Genomic DNA, 19,360 nt, shown 5'->3' with positions numbered 1-19,360 from the left:
AGCAGAGTCGGAGGGCTTGTTTCACAGGTCTGGAAAGCAAAACGAAACCTGTATTAAAGGCTCATTTCACCGCATAAATTACGTGAAAATTCATGTTTCAACTGATCCCCGCTGAGGCCAGCCTGAATCAGACAGTGTAGTTTTGTAAATGCGGCTTCACAGGTAATATCATGTCCGGCAATGACCCCGGCCTCTGTTAATGCGGAGCCTGCTGCATAACTGGTACTAACCGGACCTTCAGGGCACTGGCTACGATTAATAATAGCAATACCTGCTTCTGATGCCTGATGCAGCAGCTCGAGCAAAGCCTCATTCTGATCCGGTATATTTCCGCTGCCATAGGTCTCCAGAACAGCAGCTTTAACCGGGTAGCTCAGCAATGGCTGTAACATTTCTGCACGTATGCCCGGATAGAGTTTGATAACGCTGACCAGAGGAGAATCTGTCTGAGCAGCCTGTAAAATCTGACCACATAAATTATGTTCTGACTCAGAAACCGGGGATAATAACGCCTGATTAATTTTGAATGCGCCTTCCTTCCAATGTCCTATCTCAGGCGCATTCGGAGAGCTAAAACCCTGATGACTGAAAGTGCTGGTTTTAGTGCAACGATTCCCCCGCAGAACTTTTCCACCAAATGTCACCAGGGTTTCCTGTATCGTTTCCTCACGGGCCAGGCGCAATGCCGCTTCTGTATTATCAGGGGCATCCGAGTTTTCATATTCAAGAGGGTATTGAGAGCCAGTGACGATAACGGGTTTGCCCAGCCCGCAGGTCAGAAAGCTCAGAGCTGAAGCCGTGTAAGCCAGAGTATCTGTACCATGAAGAAGGATGAACCCCTGATAACTATCTTTGAGCTGCCAGATCAGCCCCGCCAGTTTATACCAGTCTTCCGGCAGAGCATTGGAGCTGTCAATCAGGGTTTTCAGTGTCAGAAGATCAAAATCCGGCAGGCATAGTTTGCGTGCTTCTGGTAGAGAAAAGAGTTTATCTGCCAGGCGATTAGCCATATTTCCGGCAGGAGCCAGCCCTTTCTCTGTCGATTTCATACCGATGGTTCCACCGGTGTAAATCATTGCTACACGGCTCTGATTCGATTGTTCAGTGTCGTTCTGAGTAATATTCGTACCGGTTGATACTGCTAAAGTGTTGAAGCTCAGGGTATCAATGGACTGTATCTGAGAGTATATATCATGGTACATAGCAGGATTCCGTATATTGGTATTTATGGTTGTTTAATCAAAGGCTTGTCGTTACGGGTGACTCTAAATAGAATGGAATGACAAGCATTATCCTGAATGCGACAGATGTTCGCTGAATCGTGAATATCGCCATCAGGAATTATCCTTTAGTATGACAAAAGAATAATGAAAAGCCTATTTCATCCGGATAGGGCTGGTCTTCAGAATAAAGACCCTGCGAGAGACAAAGTACAGGAATACAGACAGATCTCTCCTGATAGATGGGAAACGACAAATGCGTGATTTAAAACATGCTTTTTCTGTTCAGGCAGCTTCAGCAGATAGCCTGATACTTAAGCTGTGCGATGGAGAGTTTCAATGCTCTGAAACTGGCATCCTGGAAGACATCGCAGTATGGCTTGAGCAGAATGTTGCAGAGATTACTGAAGTTATTCAGGCAGAACGGTCATTATTAATCTGTTTTGATCTTTTACAGACGTGCAGTGCGAGCCTTATGCAGCGCCTGCCTGAGCTGCTGAAGCAGAGTGTTACAGAGAGAAAGCCTGTATCTGAGACTTTCGTACCGAAAGATAAGAAGACTCAATGTACCGTTGGTCAGGAGCAGGGGTTTCATGTTATTCACCCTGGTCTGATGTCCCGCTTTCAGAATACGGGGATCACCGGGGCCCGAAGCAACGGTAGTTCTTCTGGAGGGGCTGCCGATGAACACGCATACTACTGGGCAAACCATTTGTTGCAGAATCGCTGGAATGCCGGTGCGGTAGAAGTCTGTTTTGGTGGCCTGAAATTACAAAGTCAGGTTGATACTCTGATTGCTGTCACCGGAGCGGATCTTAGCCTGATGATCAATGATCAGCCTGCTCCGGGGTGGGAAATTCTGCCTGTCAGAGCAGGAGATCGGATTGAGTTTGGTTATCCGAAAAATGGGACCCGTGCTTATCTGGCTGTTAAAGGTGGCTTTTCTGTGCAGGCCGGATCAACTGGCATGGTCTGCGAACCTTCAGATAATAATGCTGGTATTCCTCTTGCGAAAACGCTGAGATTTGGTGATCTTCTGGCGTGTTCGGAACAGGAACATCGAATAGATAAAGCATTGCAAGGGCTGATTGGTAAACGGGTAAGCAACAGTTATATTCCTGATTATGGCGAACCTCTGGTGCTGAGAGTGATTCTGGCTGAACAGGCTGGACATTTTACTCCTGATCAGCTGGATTTGTTCTTTAATCAGTGTTGGGAGATCCGACCAGACAGTGATACATCAGCAACGACTCTGAATGGTTGTCAGCTGAAATCACTTTACCCTGTTGCGCCATTACAAGGGGCTGAAGTGGGGCGTATTCAGCTGGATGATGACTGTCAGCCGGTTATTCTGATGCAGGATCGACAACGCCTGACCGATCGTCCTGTTATTGGTTACGTTTATCCGCCTGATCTTGGCCTGCTGGCACAAAGGCAACCAAAGACGACATTAAGCTTCCGGGTTATCAGTCTGTATGAAGCTCAGTTACAGCTGAAACGTTTTTATCGTTACTTTAAATAATCTGCCCTTCGTGCTTTCGGAGATTATGTTAATATAATGTTATAAAGTAACAATTTTCTTCGTTAATGGAGTCAGGATTTGAAATTTCAGAAAATACCTGTGCATCTGATTACAGGTTTCCTGGGCGTTGGAAAAACAACGGCTATTCGTCATTTGTTGGAAAATAAACCTGAAACCGAGAAATGGGTTGTTATCGTTAATGAGTTTGGGCAGATTGGTATTGATCAGGCTGCCTACCCTTCAGATCAATCCGGATCTGAAGTGCAGGTACAGGAACTGCCCGGAGGCTGTATCTGTTGCAGTTTAGGCGTGGTGCTATCAGCCACTCTTGTTAAACTGATTCGAGTCCATAAACCGGATCGTATTATCATTGAACCGACAGGTATAGGACATCCTGCGGGTATTCTGGATACCCTGACCAGTGAGACGTTTGCTGAAGCACTGGATGTCAAAGCAGTGATCTGTCTGGTTGACCCCCGGTCTCTGGAAGACCAGCGGACTGTAGAGAATGATATTTTTCAGGATCAACTCAGTCTGTCAGATATTCTGGTAATCAATAAGGCCGATCTGGCAAGCGAGCAGCAGGTTGCCCGTTTTGAACACGCAGCTAACAATATGTTTCCTCCAAAACAATTTGTTTGCCAGGCAAAACAGGGGATTTTCAGTCCTGATCTCCTATCATGGGGAAGAAATGGAGAATATGATGGTCAGTGGCTGAAACATAATACCCCTGGCGAACAACATCTGCATGACCATGACCATGACCATGACCATGACCATGACCATGACCATGACCATGACCATGACCACGATGGTCATAATCATCCTGATCAGAATCCAGATTTTGCTGCGGAAGCATTAAAGCAGGTTCAACCGGGGCAGCCAGTGTGCCTGTCAGGGCAGGGAGATGGTTTTTATACCACCGGATGGCTGTTCCACAGAGATGATGAATTTGATCAGGATAAGCTTCTCGCCTTACTTGACAGGATTCCGGGGTTAACCCGTCTGAAAGGTGTTTTCAGAACAGGTGATCAGTGGCGGTTTTATAATCGGACAGGTACTGAAAGGGATCTTTACCCTATTGCTTATCGTCGTGATTCCCGTTTTGAGCTAATCAGCACTGGACAGTTTGATACTGAAACACTGGAATCCGATCTGATACAGTGCCTGCTGAAATAGTGCTTATGGATAAAATAAAGCTGAACGGGCTATATTTTTTCTCAGGCTGAGGTCGGACGTCAAAGAAAGATACAACCAGAGGCTTAAAGCCTCTGGTTCGGAGAGAACAGGTATTTGTCATCCATAAACGAATTGAGGCGTGAAGCCCATATTCCAGATAATAACGGTTCCGACTCGGGTCGTAACCAGATACACCAGAGCTACTGACAGAATCGCCCCGCAGAAGAAAAAAGCCCTGTCTTCTTCAATTTTCAGCACATGAGGCAAACCATCATAAATCAGGTAGCCTGAATAGGCCGCGGCAGCAAGATAGACCAGCATATTAACCCAGGGTACCGGATAAAGAGATGCAAAGCCTGCCAGAAACAGCGGAGTACAGGAGTATGCTGCTAATGCGATGCCATTCGCCGCATGATGATCATGTCCGCTACCATAAGTGCGGGACATCCAGTCAATCATCCAGCCAAGGCCGAATACACCAGCGACAATAGCAATATACGTCAGAATATTTAATTGCAGAGCACTGGTTACTGTCAGGCGAGTCAGTTCGCCATCACCGACTCGCCAACCAAATTGTGTTGTCGAGATAAAAGCACACACAGGTCCAATGGCAGCCAGAATGCTGATATAGGTCCAGTAAATTTTCATTGGGCTACTGTGTTCTTCCCTGATCAACTCCCACTCAGTGTCGGGATGAGTAAACATCCCTGGAATATGGCTGAGCAACATAATCATCACCTCCAGGACAGGTCTTATTGTTGTTGATGCTTATTGTCTTTCTGCCTTTCGATACGTGCATCACAGTAAAGACAAAGCACCCTGAATCATGATTCAACAGCACATTAAAAGCCGATACGGCATGACTTTAAGGGTGGATCACCTTTGCCAATATCTCCAGTTCTGTTTTTTCTTTCTTTTAATCCAGTGAAACCTGTCTGAGATAAGGAATTTATTCTGCTTTTCATGAAAAGAATGATTTTCAGGGTTCCACTGAGCTGGCTGACATAGTAATGTCAGAAGAATTAATCAGAATTATCAGAACCTTATCTGTTCTTCCTACCCAATGAAGTAATCACCTTTTTTCGGGTGATTCAAAATGAAAAAAATGGACAAGCTATGAGTAATACAATCTGGACCCCGGCATCCTGGAGAGAAAAAAACGCCCTGCAAATGCCAACCTATCCGGATCAGCAGGTACTGGAAAGAGTTGAAGGTCAGCTGACGGCACTGCCTCCGCTGGTTTTTGCAGGCGAAGCCCGACAGCTGCAGGCTGAGCTGGCCGAAGTTGCCCAGGGGCGTGCTTTTTTACTGCAGGGCGGTGATTGTGCCGAGAGCTTTGATGAGTTTTCAGCCAACCATATCAGAGACACCTTTATGGTATTGCTGCAGATGGCTGTTGTTCTGACCTTTGCCGGTCAGAGCCCTGTGGTTAAAGTCGGGCGTATGGCCGGACAATTTGCGAAACCTCGCTCCTCGGATACCGAAACCATAGATGGTGTGACCCTGCCGTCTTATCGGGGCGATATTATTAATGACAACGCTTTCACTGCAGAAGCACGTATACCTGATCCTGAGCGTATGATTAAAGCCTACAATCAGGCAGCATCAACCCTGAATCTGCTCAGAGCTTTCTCCCGCGGTGGTATGGCGGATTTGCATCAGGTACACCAGTGGAACCGGGACTTTGTTGAAAAAAGCCCGGCGCTTGAGCGTTATCATGATCTGGCCGAGCGTATTGATGAGACTCTGGCCTTCATGAATGCCTGCGGTATTACTCCGGCAAGTTCTCCTGGCATTAATGAAACGCGTTTTTACACGGCTCACGAAGCTCTGTTGCTGCCTTATGAGCAAGCTCTGACCCGCCAGGATAGCCTGACCGGAGACTGGTTTGGTTGCTCAGCTCATATGCTGTGGATTGGCGATCGTACCCGTCAGCTGGATGGTGCTCATGTTGAATACTGTCGTGGCGTTAATAACCCTATTGGAGTTAAAGCCGGTCCGACAACAGACCCTGATGATCTGATTCGTCTGTTGGATCGCATCAATCCGGATAATAAGCCCGGTCGTATGAATGTGATCGTACGTATGGGGGCGGATAAGATCCAGCAGCATATGCCCGCTCTGGTTAGCAAGGTACAAAGTGAAGGACGCTCTGTGGTCTGGAGCAGTGACCCTATGCACGGTAATACGATCAAGGCTTCTACCGGCTTTAAAACCCGTGATGTACATGCGGTACTACAGGAAATGCGTCATTTCTTCGCTATTCATAAAGCGGAAGGATCGATTGCCGGTGGCGTACATCTGGAGATGACCGGACGTAATGTGACGGAGTGTATCGGTGGTCGTTTCCAGATTACCGAGCAGGATCTGGGAGATCGCTATCATACTTTCTGTGATCCGCGTCTGAATGCAGATCAGTCACTTGAATTAGCTTTTTTGGTCGCAGATACACTTAAAGAACTGAGAAACTGAAATAAACTGACCTGAGGCCCTGTAAAAGATTAGCCTCAGATCATAGCTTCTGTGCCGCTGACAAAATCTGTTTTCAGTTATTTCTCAGCGGCCAGACAGAAGTATTCAGATCAGATAAACAATGGGTGACATGATGGAAGTAATTGTTGTTCTGGCTTTTATTTTAATTATTGGCCTGGGGCTGAAGCAGAGATTCAGTAACAAATCAAAACGTCAGTCAGGCCGGATTGGGAAGAGAAAACCCCGGTTCAGGAATGTGGAAAACAATAGTGACAATGATGGCTTCGGCGGTGGTAGTGACAACGACGGTGGAGGTGATGGGGGCGGGGATTAATTTTGACTATTGTATGAAAAAAAATTAGCGAGTATTGTTCTTTACAATAAATCAAGCAACTCTGAATTCAAGAGCACGGTAATTACAAACGGGCTTATCAGTTTGCTGCTGGAAACATTTGTAAAATCATATTTTGTCGTTGTCAAATAAACAATCTGCATGCTTATCACCCGGTATCAGGATTCCCTTACCGTTTATCCACTGCTTTGTAAGTTGATCGGGTTTTATCTGTTTTGTTTTTTTCTGCAATTGACGCAGGTCAGTAAAGTAAACGCTCAACAGTATAGAATGCATGCGTTGATATTTGCTCCGTTTCTCTCCTTAATTTGAGCCATTTGCGACTTTTGAAGTCTTTATTCAGAAAATAACAAAGATAGTACAGGGATGTCAGATATGAAGAAAAACCTGCCTGTCACTGGCGTTGAAAGACATTTTCCAGATGGCGTTCCTCTGGTTTCTACCACAGACCTGAAGGGTAGAATCACTTATGCGAATGATGATTTTGTTAAAATTTCCGGGTTCAGTCGAGAAGAGCTGATGGGAGAGATGCATAACATCGTTCGACATCCTGATGTACCTCCTGCCGTATTTAAAGATATGTGGTCAACCCTGAAGCAGGGAAAGCCGTGGATGGGTGTGGTAAAAAATAGATCTAAGAACGGAGACTATTATTGGGTTAATGCCTTTGTTACTCCTATTGTCGAGGCCTCTCAGGTCATTGGCTTTCAATCTGTTCGTGTTCACCCTGAACAATCCCAGATTAAACGAGCGGAAGAGATTTATCAGCGGGTAAATCAGGGACGCAAAAGAATTTCCCGATATGATCTGTCAGCAACTCTGGTGGCATCCGGGGTGATTGGTCTGACCGCAATGACCTCTGCTTTACTCCGTTACTTTACTGATCTGGAGCCTGTTTATACGCTCATGGCTTCTGGGGTTTCCGGCTTGATTGGCGCAGGTATATGCTGGGCATTGTTATCTCCTCTGAGAGTCGCTGTAAAGCACATGACGCGTAAAGAAGACAGCGCTCTGCTGGCTGAGATGTATTCCGGGTCAGCGGCAGAAGCCGGTCGTTTAGCTCACGCAACAATCATGAGAGAAGCGAATGAAACGGCAATTCGTACCAGAATACTCTACTCTGCTAACGAGCTATCTTCTCTGGGGCAAACGACACAGGAGATTGCTGATCAGGCATCTCACGCTGTTTCTCAGCAAGGAGATGAAGTCCGGCATATTTCTTCTGCCATCTCCCAGATGTCGGTAGCCATTGATGAAGTTGCTCTCCAGTCCAGAAACACTTCTGATGCAATTGCATCTGCATTACAGAATGCACGACAGGGCCGGGCAATTGTCAATGGAACAATTGAATCTATCCAGCAGCTTTCTGAACAGGTGCAGACAACGTCTGCTCAGGTTGAGCATCTGGCCGGTGTCAGCAAGGATATTCATCACACCGTAACACTGATTAATGACATTGCTGCTCAGACAAATCTGCTGGCGCTGAATGCGGCCATTGAAGCTGCCAGGGCCGGAGAACAAGGACGGGGCTTTGCTGTTGTAGCAGATGAAGTACGCCAGCTGGCAGAGCGAACCCAGGCTTCTACAGAAGAGATTCAGCATATTTTGCAAAAGCTAAGCCGAAGAACAGAGGAAGTCGCTCAGGTGATGCGCTCCAGCCGCACGATTGCAGAACAAAGTGTTGTTCAGGGAGAAGTTGCAGGCAATACTCTGGCCGAAATTGAAGCCTGTATGGAATCGATTAATACTATGAGCGAAGCTATTGCAAAAGCGGCAACCGAGCAAAGTATGGCTGCAGAAAATGTCAGGAACAACCTGCAAACAGTCAATAATGCTACTGAAGCTGCAACTCTGGCTGCTGAACAGACCAGTAAAGCTTCTGCGGCACTTTCTGATAACGTCAGAGTCATTCTGCAAAGTATTGCCGGGTAACTCCAGCTGTTAGTCGCAGTCATGTTTTTGGCTATCGTACAACCCGTATTATCCTGCTATATAACAGAGACTAAAAAACGATCTGCAGTTATTTCATCTGACCTGCAATATGTTGTCAGGCAAATCTGCAACAAACTGTAATGGAAAAAGTGATCCGATTTATTGTAGCTTCAGGTTATGCCAGTCAGTTTTATCTGAATTCTGATATAAGGCTGGCAGAAAAAATGGACAGACCATCAGGTATCTGGTGATGTCATGCATCTGACGCTGGTAAATATGGACGGGCTCAATGAGAACTTCTCTTTCGTGGAAAAATCCCTCACTTGTATCCGGATTGATCTGTCTGTTTCTGCTACTGGCCCTGGCCCATTCAGCAATTGCTGCACCATTAGAGCTTACAGAAGCTGAACGGCGCTGGCTGGAAGAGCATCCTGATATTACACTGGCCTACGATGGCTTTTTTCCTCCTTATAGTTTTAAAAATGATCAGGGAGAACTGGAAGGCTTCGCTGTTGATCTGGTGAGGCTGATCAGCGATAAAACAGGTATCCGCTTTAATATTGCCCCAGAAAATGAATGGTCCGCCCTTTATCGTGCTGCTCAGGATAAACAGCTGGATGTTGTTGCGACAATGGTCGCACAGAGTGACAGGCTGCAATGGTTTACGTTCACCAGACCCTATATTTATAAATCTCTGGTTGTGATTACCCGTGAAGAAGATCATCGTATCACCCGAAAGCAGGATGTCAGTGGGAAAACCATTGCATTAGTCAAAGGCTATCAGTACGAACAAAAGATAGTAAAAGAGTTTCCGACAATCAGGCCTGTTTACGTTGATACTATGCAGGATGCTCTTAATGCTGTTTCTCTGGGTGATGCCGATGGTGCAATTACCTTTCTGGGAGCTGGCCATTTTATTCGTAATAAATATCTGTTAACCAACCTGAAGTATGCTGCTGTTTATGATCGACATAGTGCAAATGAGAGCTTTGCGGTCAGGCGTGACTGGCCTGAATTGGCATCGATCCTGAATAAGGCGCTGGATTCTGTTTCAGAAGCGCAATTACAACAGCTGCGAGATAAATGGCTACCAGTCGACTATATGGAGAATCTGGTAGAAATTAAGCTGACAGACTCAGAACAACAATGGATTAAACAGTATCAAACGATTCGTCTTGGCATCGATCCGGAATTTGCCCCTTTTGAATACCTGGATGAAGATCGCTATCAGGGGATGGTGTCGGACTATGTCAGGTTGCTCAATCAACGTCTGAACCTGAATATGCAGATTGTCAGAGGGCTTAGCTGGGAAGATGTGATTCGCAATGCCGAAAAAGGTGCAATAGATGTATTACCAGCCGTAGGTATTACTGAACAGAGGCAGCAGTATCTGTCATTTACTCAGCCCTATCTTAATTTTCACCGTGTTATTGTCACCCGTGATGACGCCCCTTTCATTGCCGGATTACAGGATCTGCACACTTTACAGGTTGCAGTGCAGGCTGATAGTTCACACTACGGATATATTACTGAGCAATCTGATATAGATCCTGTGGTCTATAGTTCTTTGCAGGAATCTCTGATGGCGGTTTCAGGTGGCGAAGTTGACAGCTTTATTGGTAATGTCGCTTCGGTAACCTACTGGATTCGCAAACTTAATTTAACCAATCTGAAGATTGCAGCGCCAGTTTCAACAGAGGTCCAGAGTCTGCATTTTGCTGTAAGAAAGGATTGGCCGGAATTGACCTCCATACTTCAGAAGGGGCTGGATTCCATCAGCCCGAGACAACGCAAAATCATCTCGGAAAAATGGTTGTCGGTTGAGTACAGTCCAACCGTTGATTACAGCTCGTTATGGAATATTTTTATTGCCTGCACAATAGTAGTCGGTGCTGTTCTGTTGTGGAATATTATGCTGAATCGAAAGGTTCGCATACGCACTGCGCAGTTGGAATACTCCGCCAGTTATGACCAGTTAACAGACCTGCCTAACCGTTTTCTTATTCTGGATCGTTTATCCCGATTAATTGATGATGCTCGACGGCAGCAGAGAAAAGTTGCGCTGCTATCCGTTGATATTAATGATTTCAAAAAGGTCAATGAAGCTTTTGGCCATAAAGCCGGCGATATGATACTGAAGACGTTTTCCAGTCGGTTAAAAATGACTTTGAGTGAAAAAGATATCACCGTTGGACGTCTGGGAGGGAATCAGTTTCTTGTTATGCAGACACTGTTCGACATTGAAGATTCCGTCGTGCTGGCTGAACGTATTATTGCCTGCACTCATCATAAATTTGATACGGCTGATCAGTCGGTTTCGCTGCAAGTTAGCCTGGGAATCTCTTTATACCCGAATGATGGTGATACAGCTGAGCTGTTGCTGAAATATGCTGATACGGCAACTCACTATGCCAAGAAGCAGAGTCATGAAAGATATGCCTTTTATACCGATAGCCTGATTCGCAATGTCTCTCGTAAGCTTGAGCTTGAGCGTTACATGTATGAAGCGCTGAATAACCATGAGTTTGAAGTTTATTTCCAGCCCAAAGTGGAATCAAAGCTGCGAAAAATTGTCAGCTTTGAAGCTCTTTTACGCTGGAACAATAAGGACATAGGCATGGTTTCTCCAGCGGAGTTTATCCCTATTGCTGAAAAGAATGGTCTGATTGAAGAGATAGGTCTGTTTGTGATGAAAGAATCTCTGGCAGCGCTTAAATACTGGCAAGAGCGTTACCAGATGGAGTTTTCTATCGCAGTTAATTTATCTCCGGTTCAGTTTCGCTCGGAAGACCTTATTCCTGCTATAGAGTCTCTGATTCTTAACTATGGTTTACACAGCAAAAATATCGAATTTGAGATTACAGAGGGATTACTGTTATCCGATTACCCTATGATTGAAGAGCAACTGCGCTGGCTGGAATCTCTGGGCGTTACTCTGGCTATGGATGACTTTGGTACGGGTTACTCCTCTCTGAGTTATTTGCGTAAATATCAATTCGATACTCTGAAAATAGATCGTGAGTTTATCAGTGATCTGCCTTCGGTGGAGGCTGACCGCAAACTGGTAGCCGCGACTATTGCGATGGCTCATGAGTTGGGAATGACAGTGGTCGCAGAAGGTGTTGAAACCGAGGAGCAGTGTAAGATTCTGGTCGAAAATAACTGCGATATATTACAGGGCTGGTTATTTTATAAAGCTATGACACTGTCAGATACGACCATGATGCTGGATGATCAGTATGCCGCTCTGGGTGATATGGAGACATAGCTTTCATAATATGAATTAAAGCACTAATCTGGATTTTCATACCCCTGGCACCTACTTTGAAATATAAAGAGATAAGCCTGTGGGACATACCATGGCAGCCAGAACACTCAGTCAGACAGTTATTCGCAATACGGTAATGATTTCCACGCTTTGCGTTGGCCTGGTCGTTTTTCTTTGGTTTAACGAAAAATACACAGTATTCAGTAAGCAAATTGGACGAATACAGGAAAACTATCTTAATGAACAGAAAGATCTGTTAAAACGTGAGGTTGAGAAAGCAGAAGACTTTATCTTTTATATGAAGTCATCCACAGAGCAACGCCTGAAAGACAGACTAAAAGAACAGATCATTAATATTCACAGTATTATTACTGATACTCTGAACAACGCGCCAGACAGTATATCGGAATCAGAACGTATTGATCTTATAAAACAAACGATACGCTCTTTCAATTACAATAAGGGAAAGGGGTATGTTTTTGCTGTTTCTATGGACGGCATTATTCAGGCTCATGGCCTGACACCTCATTTAGAAGGTCGTAGTGGATTTAGCCTGAGAACACCCGATGGTCGCGTTATTGTGCAGGAAGCCATCACTATTATGCGTCAGGCTGATGAAGGCTATCAGTTTTATAACTGGCTAAAACCTGATGAATCCGGCGATCTGTTTCCTAAAATAGCCTATATCAAGAGTCTGTCTGAACTGGGGTGGTACATAGGTACAGGGGAGTATCTTGACGAATTCACATCCAGTATTCAGTCAGAAATTGTATCGCGGCTGGCGAAAGTCCGTTTTGGCAATAATGGTTCTCTGTTTCTGAATACCTATATGGGGCGGGCTATTCTTAGTCAGGGTAATATCATGATTCAGCCTGATACGTCCTGGGGTAAAACATCATCTGCTGATACTTCAGCCCCTCCTGCTACAGGCCAGGATGACAACGAATATATCTTTCACGCATGGAAAGAAACCTCGACAGGTATGATGCCTACCCGTATCTCCTACATAAAGAAGCTGTCCGATTGGCAATGGGTTCTGGGTGCCAGCGCTGAACTGGATAAGATTGATCTCTTACTTGCGCAAAAAAAGGATAGTTTCAGAGAAGAGCTGCTGCTTCAAAGCCTGATCAGTCTGGTTATTCTGTTAATCGGGTTGGCGATGTCCTGGATATTATCCCGTCAGTTGTTTCTGAATATGCAATCTGGTATCGAGAGGCTCGAACGTTTTTTTGAAGAAGCTAAAACTGCTCCGGTAGAGATTGATAGTCGGGGGCTGGAGTATCAGGAACTGGAAGTGCTGGCCAATGCCGCCAATGATATGAATCGTGACCGGGCTAAAATGTATTCAGCTGAAGTTGCCCTGCGTTCTGTCAGAGATGAGCTGGAATTCAAAGTACAGCAACGTACAGCAGAGCTGGAGGAAAGTAAGGACAGATTAAACCAGTTTCAGGATATTTCATCAGAAGCAGTGATTATTCACCATGATCAGAGAATTCTTGATGCTAACCCTGCTGCTGAAAGGTTATTTGGCTATAGTACTGAAGAGTTAAGGCTTATGACACTGGGGCAGCTTATTCCACAAGTTTCTCTGTCGCCTGCATCGGAAAGAAACCAGCACCTTTCAGAAATTATGCTGAAACGAAAAAACGGTTCACGCTTCTGGGGTGGCGTTACGCACCATATTATCAGCAGCCATAATAAACATATTCAGATACATCGCATATCAGATATCTCTGCCAGAAAAGAATATGAGAATCTGCTCAGAGTGCTGGCAGAAGGTATCTCTTATGAAACCGGGCAGGATTTCTTCGAAAAGCTGGTCACTGTTCTGGCTGAATATCTGAATACAGAATATGTTATTGCCGGAAAGCTTCGTTCCAGGTCGGGCAGACAGATCCAGTCTCTGGCAATTGCTTCTCATGGGCATCTGGCACATAACATCTGTTATGAGTTGAATCATACTCCTTCAGAGCAGGTGATCACTTCAGGTACGACGATCTTTGAGAAAGACGTTGGCAAGATATTCCCGGCCGATGAAACGTTAAAAACATTTGATGCCAGCGGTTATGTGGGTATACCTCTGCGCTCCTCTGAAGGTAAGCCTATCGGGATTCTGATAGCCATGTCATCATCTCCGGTATCAGACCCTTCCCGAATCGTTTCCCTGATGAAGATTTTTGCAGTCAGGGCTGCTACAGAGATCGAACGCCTGCAGGCTCAGAAAACTCTGGCCCGACAAGAAAAAGCGCTTCAGGAACAGTCTCTGATCAGAAATAGTGAAAAGCGGCTCAAAAATATCCTTGAATCAAGCCCTGTTGGTGTAGGGTTATCCCGTATCAGTGATGGCGTGATTATCTATTCCAATGAGCAATGTGCCCGGCTTCTTGGTTACAGTCAGGATGACTGGAAAGGTAAAACCAGCTCCGAGAGCTGGGTTAACCCGGAAGACCAGCAAGAGTTTCTTGAAGAGTTTAACAAAAATGGTCGCGTTTCAACCCGGTCTGCTGAGCTGAAACGTAAAGATGGCAGTCATCTCTGGTGTCTGATTACCATAGAAAAAATGACCTGGCAGGATGAAGAGTGCATTCTGTACTGGATTGTTGATATTTCCCATCAGAAAGAAAATGAAGAGGCCCTGCAAAAGGCCCGTGATGAAGCGATTCAGGCTACTCAGGCCAAATCAGGCTTTCTGGCCAACATGAGCCATGAAATACGCACACCTCTGAATGCTATCACTGGGTTTGCTCATCTGACCCTGCGTACCAGCCTGACGCCACAGCAAGCAGATTACCTTAAGAAAATAGAACGAGCTTCGGACAGTTTGCTGGGCGTGATTAACGATATTCTGGATTTTTCCAAAATTGAGGCCGGGTATCTGCAAATAGAAGAGACAGAGTTTTCTCTGGAAGATGTGCTGGAGCACCTTAGTGATCTGATACGCATCCGTGCTGAAGAAAAGGGGCTGGAAATATTTATTATGTACGGACCTGAAGTACCGGATCAGCTTGTGGGCGACCCTCTCCGGCTTGGCCAGATACTGCTGAATATTGCCAGTAATGCCGTTAAGTTTACGGAAAAAGGAGAAATAACCCTGCTGATAGAAAGCCAGAAAGTTGGTGGCTCCCGCTACCAGCTACGCTTTTCTGTGTCCGATACCGGTATCGGTATGAGCCAGTTAGTGATAGATAAGCTGTTCCAGCCTTTCTCTCAGGCTGATTCAACCACTACACGTCGTTTTGGTGGTACGGGGCTTGGGCTTGCTATTACCAGACAGTTAATCGAAATGATGAAAGGCCGTATCGAAGTTAAAAGCCAGGTCAATGCCGGGACTCAGTTTTTTATTACCCTGCCATTTAAATCCCCTGAAAGTCAGCCCGGATATATTAAAGAGGTCAGTCAACTGGCTGGTAAACGTGTGCTGATTGCTGATGATAACTCAACATCACGACATATGCTTTCTGCTGTAGCTGAAAGCTATCAAATGCGTATTGATACGGCCGAAACAGGCCTGGAAGCTTATGAAAAAGTGAAGCAGGCCTGCTCAGCAAATGATGCTTATGATCTGGTGCTCATGGATTGGATTATGCCCGGAATGGATGGTATTACCAGCAGTCAGAATATCAGCCAGCTGGCTCCGACCTCTCCTTTGCCATCGATCATAATGGTAACGGGCCGGGGTAAACATGAGCTGGAAGAACAGGCCTCTCTGGACAGCTTCTCGGCTGTGTTGGTTAAACCTGTCAGTCCGTCTCTGTTACGCAGGAGTATGTTGAAAGCTTTGGATCCGAATTTCAGTCCGGGCAGAGAAGGTGGTTCAGAAACTATTCTGATGGATACAGCAGAGCTGGATGGCATCAATATTCTGTTGGTAGAGGATAACAAGATTAACCAGCAAATTGCCCGTGAATTACTTGAACAGCAAGGTGTTAATGTGACAGTTGCTGATAATGGACTGGATGCTGTACATCTTGTTGAAACCAGGATGTTCCGTATTGTATTGATGGATATCCAGATGCCCGTTCTGGATGGTTATCATGCGACTGAAAAGATCCGGGAGCGCCTGACTCCCAGAGAGCTGCCTGTTATTGCCATGACAGCTCACGCACTTAATGCAGAAAAAGAACATTGTCTCAGAGTGGGCATGAATGACCATATTGCCAAGCCTATTAATCCGACCCATCTGTATCAGACTCTTTTGCGCTGGCTGAAGCCTGAAACCCCTTTGCCTGAAAACTCAGGCTTTATACCTTTTATGGACTTTGACACAGAGAAGGATGTGCCTGATACCCTGGATACCGCTTCAGGTGTCGCTCGGGTTGCCGGAAATAAAAAGATCTACCGGAAACTGCTGACAGAGTTTATTGCTACCTATAGCGACTGTTTGTCTGACCTGAGTGAATACTATCAGAGCGATGATAAAAAAGCCGGTACTTCACTGGCTCATACTGTTAAGGGGGCTGCAGCTAATCTGGGGGCAATGGCTGTTTCTGAGGCAGCTGCAAGATATGAAATGTGCCTTAAGGAAAATGAAGATCCTCAGGATGCTGGTGTTGTTCTCGGATTAAGAATGAAAGCTCTGCAGGAGGAGGTTATCCGGTTTAACAGAAATACACCTGCCCGAGCCATATCTGACTTGAGTGAATACAATACCGGTTCAATTGAAACAGCGATTCAACAGGCAACGTCTTCAGTGACAGCGCATAGCATGGTTTGTCGGCTTGAGACGGCTGAACAGGAAAAAATAGCCCGCTGTCTGTTAGAACTGAAACGTTTTATTACAGATGGCAGTTTCCAGGCGGCTCAGAAAGCATCAGAGCTTAAGGAGCTGATGCCTGAATCCTTTGCAGACAAAGTGGGAAATGTTCAGTCCTTGCTTGATGAGTTTGAGTTCGATGATGCAGAAGAAGCGCTGAACGTGTTAGAAAATGACTTTAAATCAGAATTCGGAGATTCGTAATATGAAACGCAATGGAGGAAAAGTACTCATTGTTGATGATGAACGTCTGAATATCACAGTGCTTGCAGCTCTGATGGAAGATGAATACGACATTGTTGTTGCTAAAAGTGGAGAGCAGGCGCTGAAACGGGCCCATGCGGAACAAGCCCCGGATCTGATCCTGCTTGATGTTATTATGCCTGATATTGATGGCTATGAAGTGTGTCGTCGTTTAAAGGAAGATGAATCAACCCGGCATATCCCGATTATTTTTATTACTGTCAAAGGTACGGTAGAAGAAGAAACCCGAGGCTTGGAAATGGGCGCCGTTGACTATATCACCAAGCCTTTCAGTCCCGCTATTGTCAAAGCCAGAGTGGCCAATCACATTGAGCTGAAAAGACAAAGGGATATGCTGCAACATCTCAACCTGACAGATCCATTAACAGGCATCGCGAATCGGCGCTACTTTGATGATTATCTGAACCATGAAATGAAACTGAGTGAACAAAACCTGTCTCCCTTATCGCTGGTTATGCTGGATATAGACAGTTTCAAGGATTATAACGATAACTATGGCCACAATAGCGGGGATAAGTGCTTACGTCAGGTAGCAACAGCGCTGGATAAGTGTTCAGAAGGCCTGACGCATCTTGTCGCTAGATTTGGTGGTGAAGAGTTTGCACTGGTCCTTCCGGGGACGACCAGTGAACAGGCTATTAATATTGCAGAAAAGCACAGACAGTTTATCTACGATCTGAATATTCCCCATAAAGCCTCTGCTGTATCTGGACGAGTTTCTGTCAGTCTGGGCATTGCAGGCTATCACCCCGGAGATACGACAGAAACCCTGGTAGAAAGAGCCGATAAAGCCCTGTACAGAGCTAAACACGGCGGTAGAAACAAATCTGTACTGATCAGCTAACAGAGTCGTGGCTCTCTGTTTTTCAATCAGACATTTAACTCAGGCAGAGTCATCAGACTGGCAAATCTGACTGTGCTTAATAAAGCTGGCCTTCATTGCTGCCGGAGCAGCAAAAGAGGATCCTTTCAGAATAGGCCAGGGTTTCCTGCTTAATTGCACATCTGAAGAGTAGTAACTGCTTAGTCTGTTAACGGGTATATCTATACAGGCATCGTTATTAAGATCATAGCCTCTGGGTTGCCCTTGATTGTTATCCACTCTTATGGGTTCGTATACTGCATTGGCAAAGTGATCTACAAATACATTATTGGCAATAAAGTGAGATAACTCTGGTTCCGAAGCGCCAACAGTGATCACCCCGCTGGCAAATGAAAACGTATTCACCATGCCTGAACCGCCATTACCTGCAATGGTAAATACCCTGACGCCTCTCTCTGTCAGCCACTCAATGTTATGGATAATCTGACGGCTGTAATACCAGACAGAATGTGAGTGCCCCCATTCCCGGATCAGCGCTTTATAATGTTTAACATTCTCTCGCTTCAGGGGCTTTTCAAATGCACTGATTAAGGTCGATGATTCCCAGGACAGAATAAGAGCATCGACAGGAAAACGGGCAAACCCCGTCTTAATACGTGCTAACTGAGTGAGGATCGCCTTCAGGGGCTGAGATGAATCTCTTATCGGGTAACGCAGAAAAATAAAGCTGGGGTGGCTGGCAATCATCTGTACCAGATCCCCGTGATAATAGGGTTCGGGTAACTCATCATTATCAAGATCAAGCAAGCCATACAGTACGCGTTGCCTTTCCTGCTCCTGCTGATCATCGATAACAGGCTCATAAAATCGGTCGATAACGGCGACACGCCAGCTGCTGGTAGCCGGTTCAGAAGGTGAAGCATCTTCGGCACCCGCTATCCGGATAAAAGTTAACCAGAGAAAAATAGTACATAGTCAGCCCTGAAAAGCCCTTAATAGACTGTTTTTAAAACAAATTAGCTATTCAGGCATGGATCATTTCGACCAGGAGCGGTAAGCTGTGTCTTCAGTTTCTGGTCGAAAATGGCTCCGATATGCTGACTAAAAGCCCTTCTGATTCTGCCCAATTCAGCTTTTTCGATATCATCAATCAGCTTGATGATACTCACCCTTTACTCGCCTTAAGTCGTGCTATTGACTGGCAGGCGCTGGAACTGGAATTCTCACCTCTTTACAGCGCCATCGGACGTAAAGCTAAACCGATTCGTTTGATGACTGGCCTTCTGATGCTCAAGCAGCTGTATGACCTGAGTGATGAAGCCATTGTTGAACAGTGGCAAATGAATCCTTACTACCAGGCGTTTTGTGGTGAAACCCACTTTCAAACAACACCTCCCTGTCACAGTACGGAGCTGGTCAAGTTTCGTCAGCGATTGGGAAAAGAAGGGGTTAACCGACTGTTTGCTCTTTCGGTCGCCTTACATGGTGAAGCTGCAGAAGAGCCTGTTGTTTTAGTGGATACAACGGTTCAGGAAAAAGCCATCACATATCCTACGGACAGTAAACTGGCCATAA

At 45.6% G+C, this 19,360-nt stretch carries 12 protein-coding genes; 9 read left to right on the top strand and 3 right to left on the bottom strand.

The window, feature by feature from the left end; all coding sequences use genetic code 11:
• Nucleotides 1-53: 53 nt before the first annotated feature.
• On the bottom strand, nt 54-1,202 hold the full coding sequence (locus tag H4O21_RS08975; RefSeq protein ID WP_182808526.1) for an asparaginase: 1,149 nt from the start codon (nt 1,200-1,202) through the stop codon (nt 54-56).
• A 274-nt stretch (nt 1,203-1,476) separates the two neighbouring features.
• Between H4O21_RS08975 and H4O21_RS08970 the strand changes: the two genes are divergently transcribed.
• Together H4O21_RS08970 and H4O21_RS08965 are read left to right on the top strand one after the other, a co-directional pair.
• Nucleotides 1,477-2,742, top strand: coding sequence for a 5-oxoprolinase subunit C family protein (locus tag H4O21_RS08970; protein ID WP_182808525.1), 1,266 nt, complete (start codon nt 1,477-1,479; stop codon nt 2,740-2,742).
• A gap of 78 nt (nt 2,743-2,820) precedes the next feature.
• Nucleotides 2,821-3,921, top strand: a complete 1,101-nt coding sequence (locus H4O21_RS08965) for a CobW family GTP-binding protein (protein WP_182808524.1) — start codon at nt 2,821-2,823, stop codon at nt 3,919-3,921.
• Between the two features lie 117 nt (nt 3,922-4,038).
• Here H4O21_RS08965 and H4O21_RS08960 read toward each other — a convergent pair whose 3' ends face one another.
• On the bottom strand, nt 4,039-4,650 hold the full coding sequence (locus tag H4O21_RS08960; protein WP_182808523.1) for a Yip1 family protein: 612 nt from the start codon (nt 4,648-4,650) through the stop codon (nt 4,039-4,041).
• 387 nt (nt 4,651-5,037) lie between these two features.
• On the opposite strand from H4O21_RS08960, the gene H4O21_RS08955 reads away from it, so the two are divergent.
• The 6 genes from H4O21_RS08955 to H4O21_RS08930 all read left to right on the top strand — a co-directional run bounded on the left by H4O21_RS08955 (nt 5,038) and on the right by H4O21_RS08930 (nt 17,806).
• Entirely contained in the window at nt 5,038-6,393 is a 1,356-nt protein-coding gene (locus tag H4O21_RS08955) for a class II 3-deoxy-7-phosphoheptulonate synthase (RefSeq protein ID WP_182808522.1), read from the top strand.
• A 130-nt stretch (nt 6,394-6,523) separates the two neighbouring features.
• Nucleotides 6,524-6,727 carry a hypothetical protein gene (locus H4O21_RS08950; protein WP_182808521.1) on the top strand — a complete coding sequence of 68 codons (204 nt, stop codon included), beginning with the start codon at nt 6,524-6,526 and terminating at the stop codon, nt 6,725-6,727.
• 393 nt (nt 6,728-7,120) lie between these two features.
• The gene (locus H4O21_RS08945; RefSeq protein WP_182808520.1) at nt 7,121-8,677 is read left to right on the top strand and encodes a methyl-accepting chemotaxis protein; all 1,557 of its coding nucleotides are present in this window, start codon (nt 7,121-7,123) and stop codon (nt 8,675-8,677) included.
• A gap of 289 nt (nt 8,678-8,966) precedes the next feature.
• Nucleotides 8,967-11,945, top strand: coding sequence for an EAL domain-containing protein (locus H4O21_RS08940; RefSeq protein WP_182808519.1), 2,979 nt, complete (start codon nt 8,967-8,969; stop codon nt 11,943-11,945).
• Nucleotides 11,946-12,036: 91 nt separating this feature from the next.
• Nucleotides 12,037-16,902: a cache domain-containing protein gene (locus H4O21_RS08935; protein ID WP_182808518.1), complete on the top strand. Its 4,866-nt coding sequence runs from the start codon at nt 12,037-12,039 to the stop codon at nt 16,900-16,902.
• Between the two features lies 1 nt (nt 16,903).
• Nucleotides 16,904-17,806, top strand: a complete 903-nt coding sequence (locus tag H4O21_RS08930; protein ID WP_182808517.1) for a diguanylate cyclase domain-containing protein — start codon at nt 16,904-16,906, stop codon at nt 17,804-17,806.
• A 39-nt stretch (nt 17,807-17,845) separates the two neighbouring features.
• On the opposite strand, the gene H4O21_RS08925 is transcribed toward H4O21_RS08930, so the two are convergent.
• The gene (locus H4O21_RS08925) at nt 17,846-18,592 is read right to left on the bottom strand and encodes a hypothetical protein (RefSeq protein WP_220495586.1); all 747 of its coding nucleotides are present in this window, start codon (nt 18,590-18,592) and stop codon (nt 17,846-17,848) included.
• Nucleotides 18,593-18,879: 287 nt separating this feature from the next.
• Here H4O21_RS08925 and H4O21_RS08920 point away from each other — a divergent pair.
• Nucleotides 18,880-19,360, top strand: a 481-nt coding sequence (locus H4O21_RS08920; protein ID WP_182808516.1) for a transposase, incomplete at its 3' end; no start/stop codon positions are given.

It is taken from the genome of Oceanospirillum sediminis, assembly GCF_014164585.1.
Taxonomy (GTDB): domain Bacteria; phylum Pseudomonadota; class Gammaproteobacteria; order Pseudomonadales; family Halomonadaceae; genus Oceanospirillum; species Oceanospirillum sediminis.
The sequence above is the reverse complement of the archived record's forward strand: the minus strand, read 5'-3'. Positions and strand labels throughout refer to the sequence as shown.

Bases quoted from the DNA above. Each gene is read 5' to 3' on its own strand.
- H4O21_RS08975 (WP_182808526.1), bottom strand. From the start codon at position 1,202: ATGTACCATGATATATACTCTCAGATACAGTCCATTGATACCCTGAGC.
- H4O21_RS08970 (WP_182808525.1), top strand. From the start codon at position 1,477: ATGCGTGATTTAAAACATGCTTTTTCTGTTCAGGCAGCTTCAGCAGAT.
- H4O21_RS08960 (WP_182808523.1), bottom strand. From the start codon at position 4,650: ATGTTGCTCAGCCATATTCCAGGGATGTTTACTCATCCCGACACTGAG.
- H4O21_RS08955 (WP_182808522.1), top strand. From the start codon at position 5,038: ATGAGTAATACAATCTGGACCCCGGCATCCTGGAGAGAAAAAAACGCC.
- H4O21_RS08950 (WP_182808521.1), top strand. From the start codon at position 6,524: ATGATGGAAGTAATTGTTGTTCTGGCTTTTATTTTAATTATTGGCCTG.
- H4O21_RS08945 (WP_182808520.1), top strand. From the start codon at position 7,121: ATGAAGAAAAACCTGCCTGTCACTGGCGTTGAAAGACATTTTCCAGAT.
- H4O21_RS08940 (WP_182808519.1), top strand. From the start codon at position 8,967: ATGAGAACTTCTCTTTCGTGGAAAAATCCCTCACTTGTATCCGGATTG.
- H4O21_RS08935 (WP_182808518.1), top strand. From the start codon at position 12,037: ATGGCAGCCAGAACACTCAGTCAGACAGTTATTCGCAATACGGTAATG.
- H4O21_RS08930 (WP_182808517.1), top strand. From the start codon at position 16,904: ATGAAACGCAATGGAGGAAAAGTACTCATTGTTGATGATGAACGTCTG.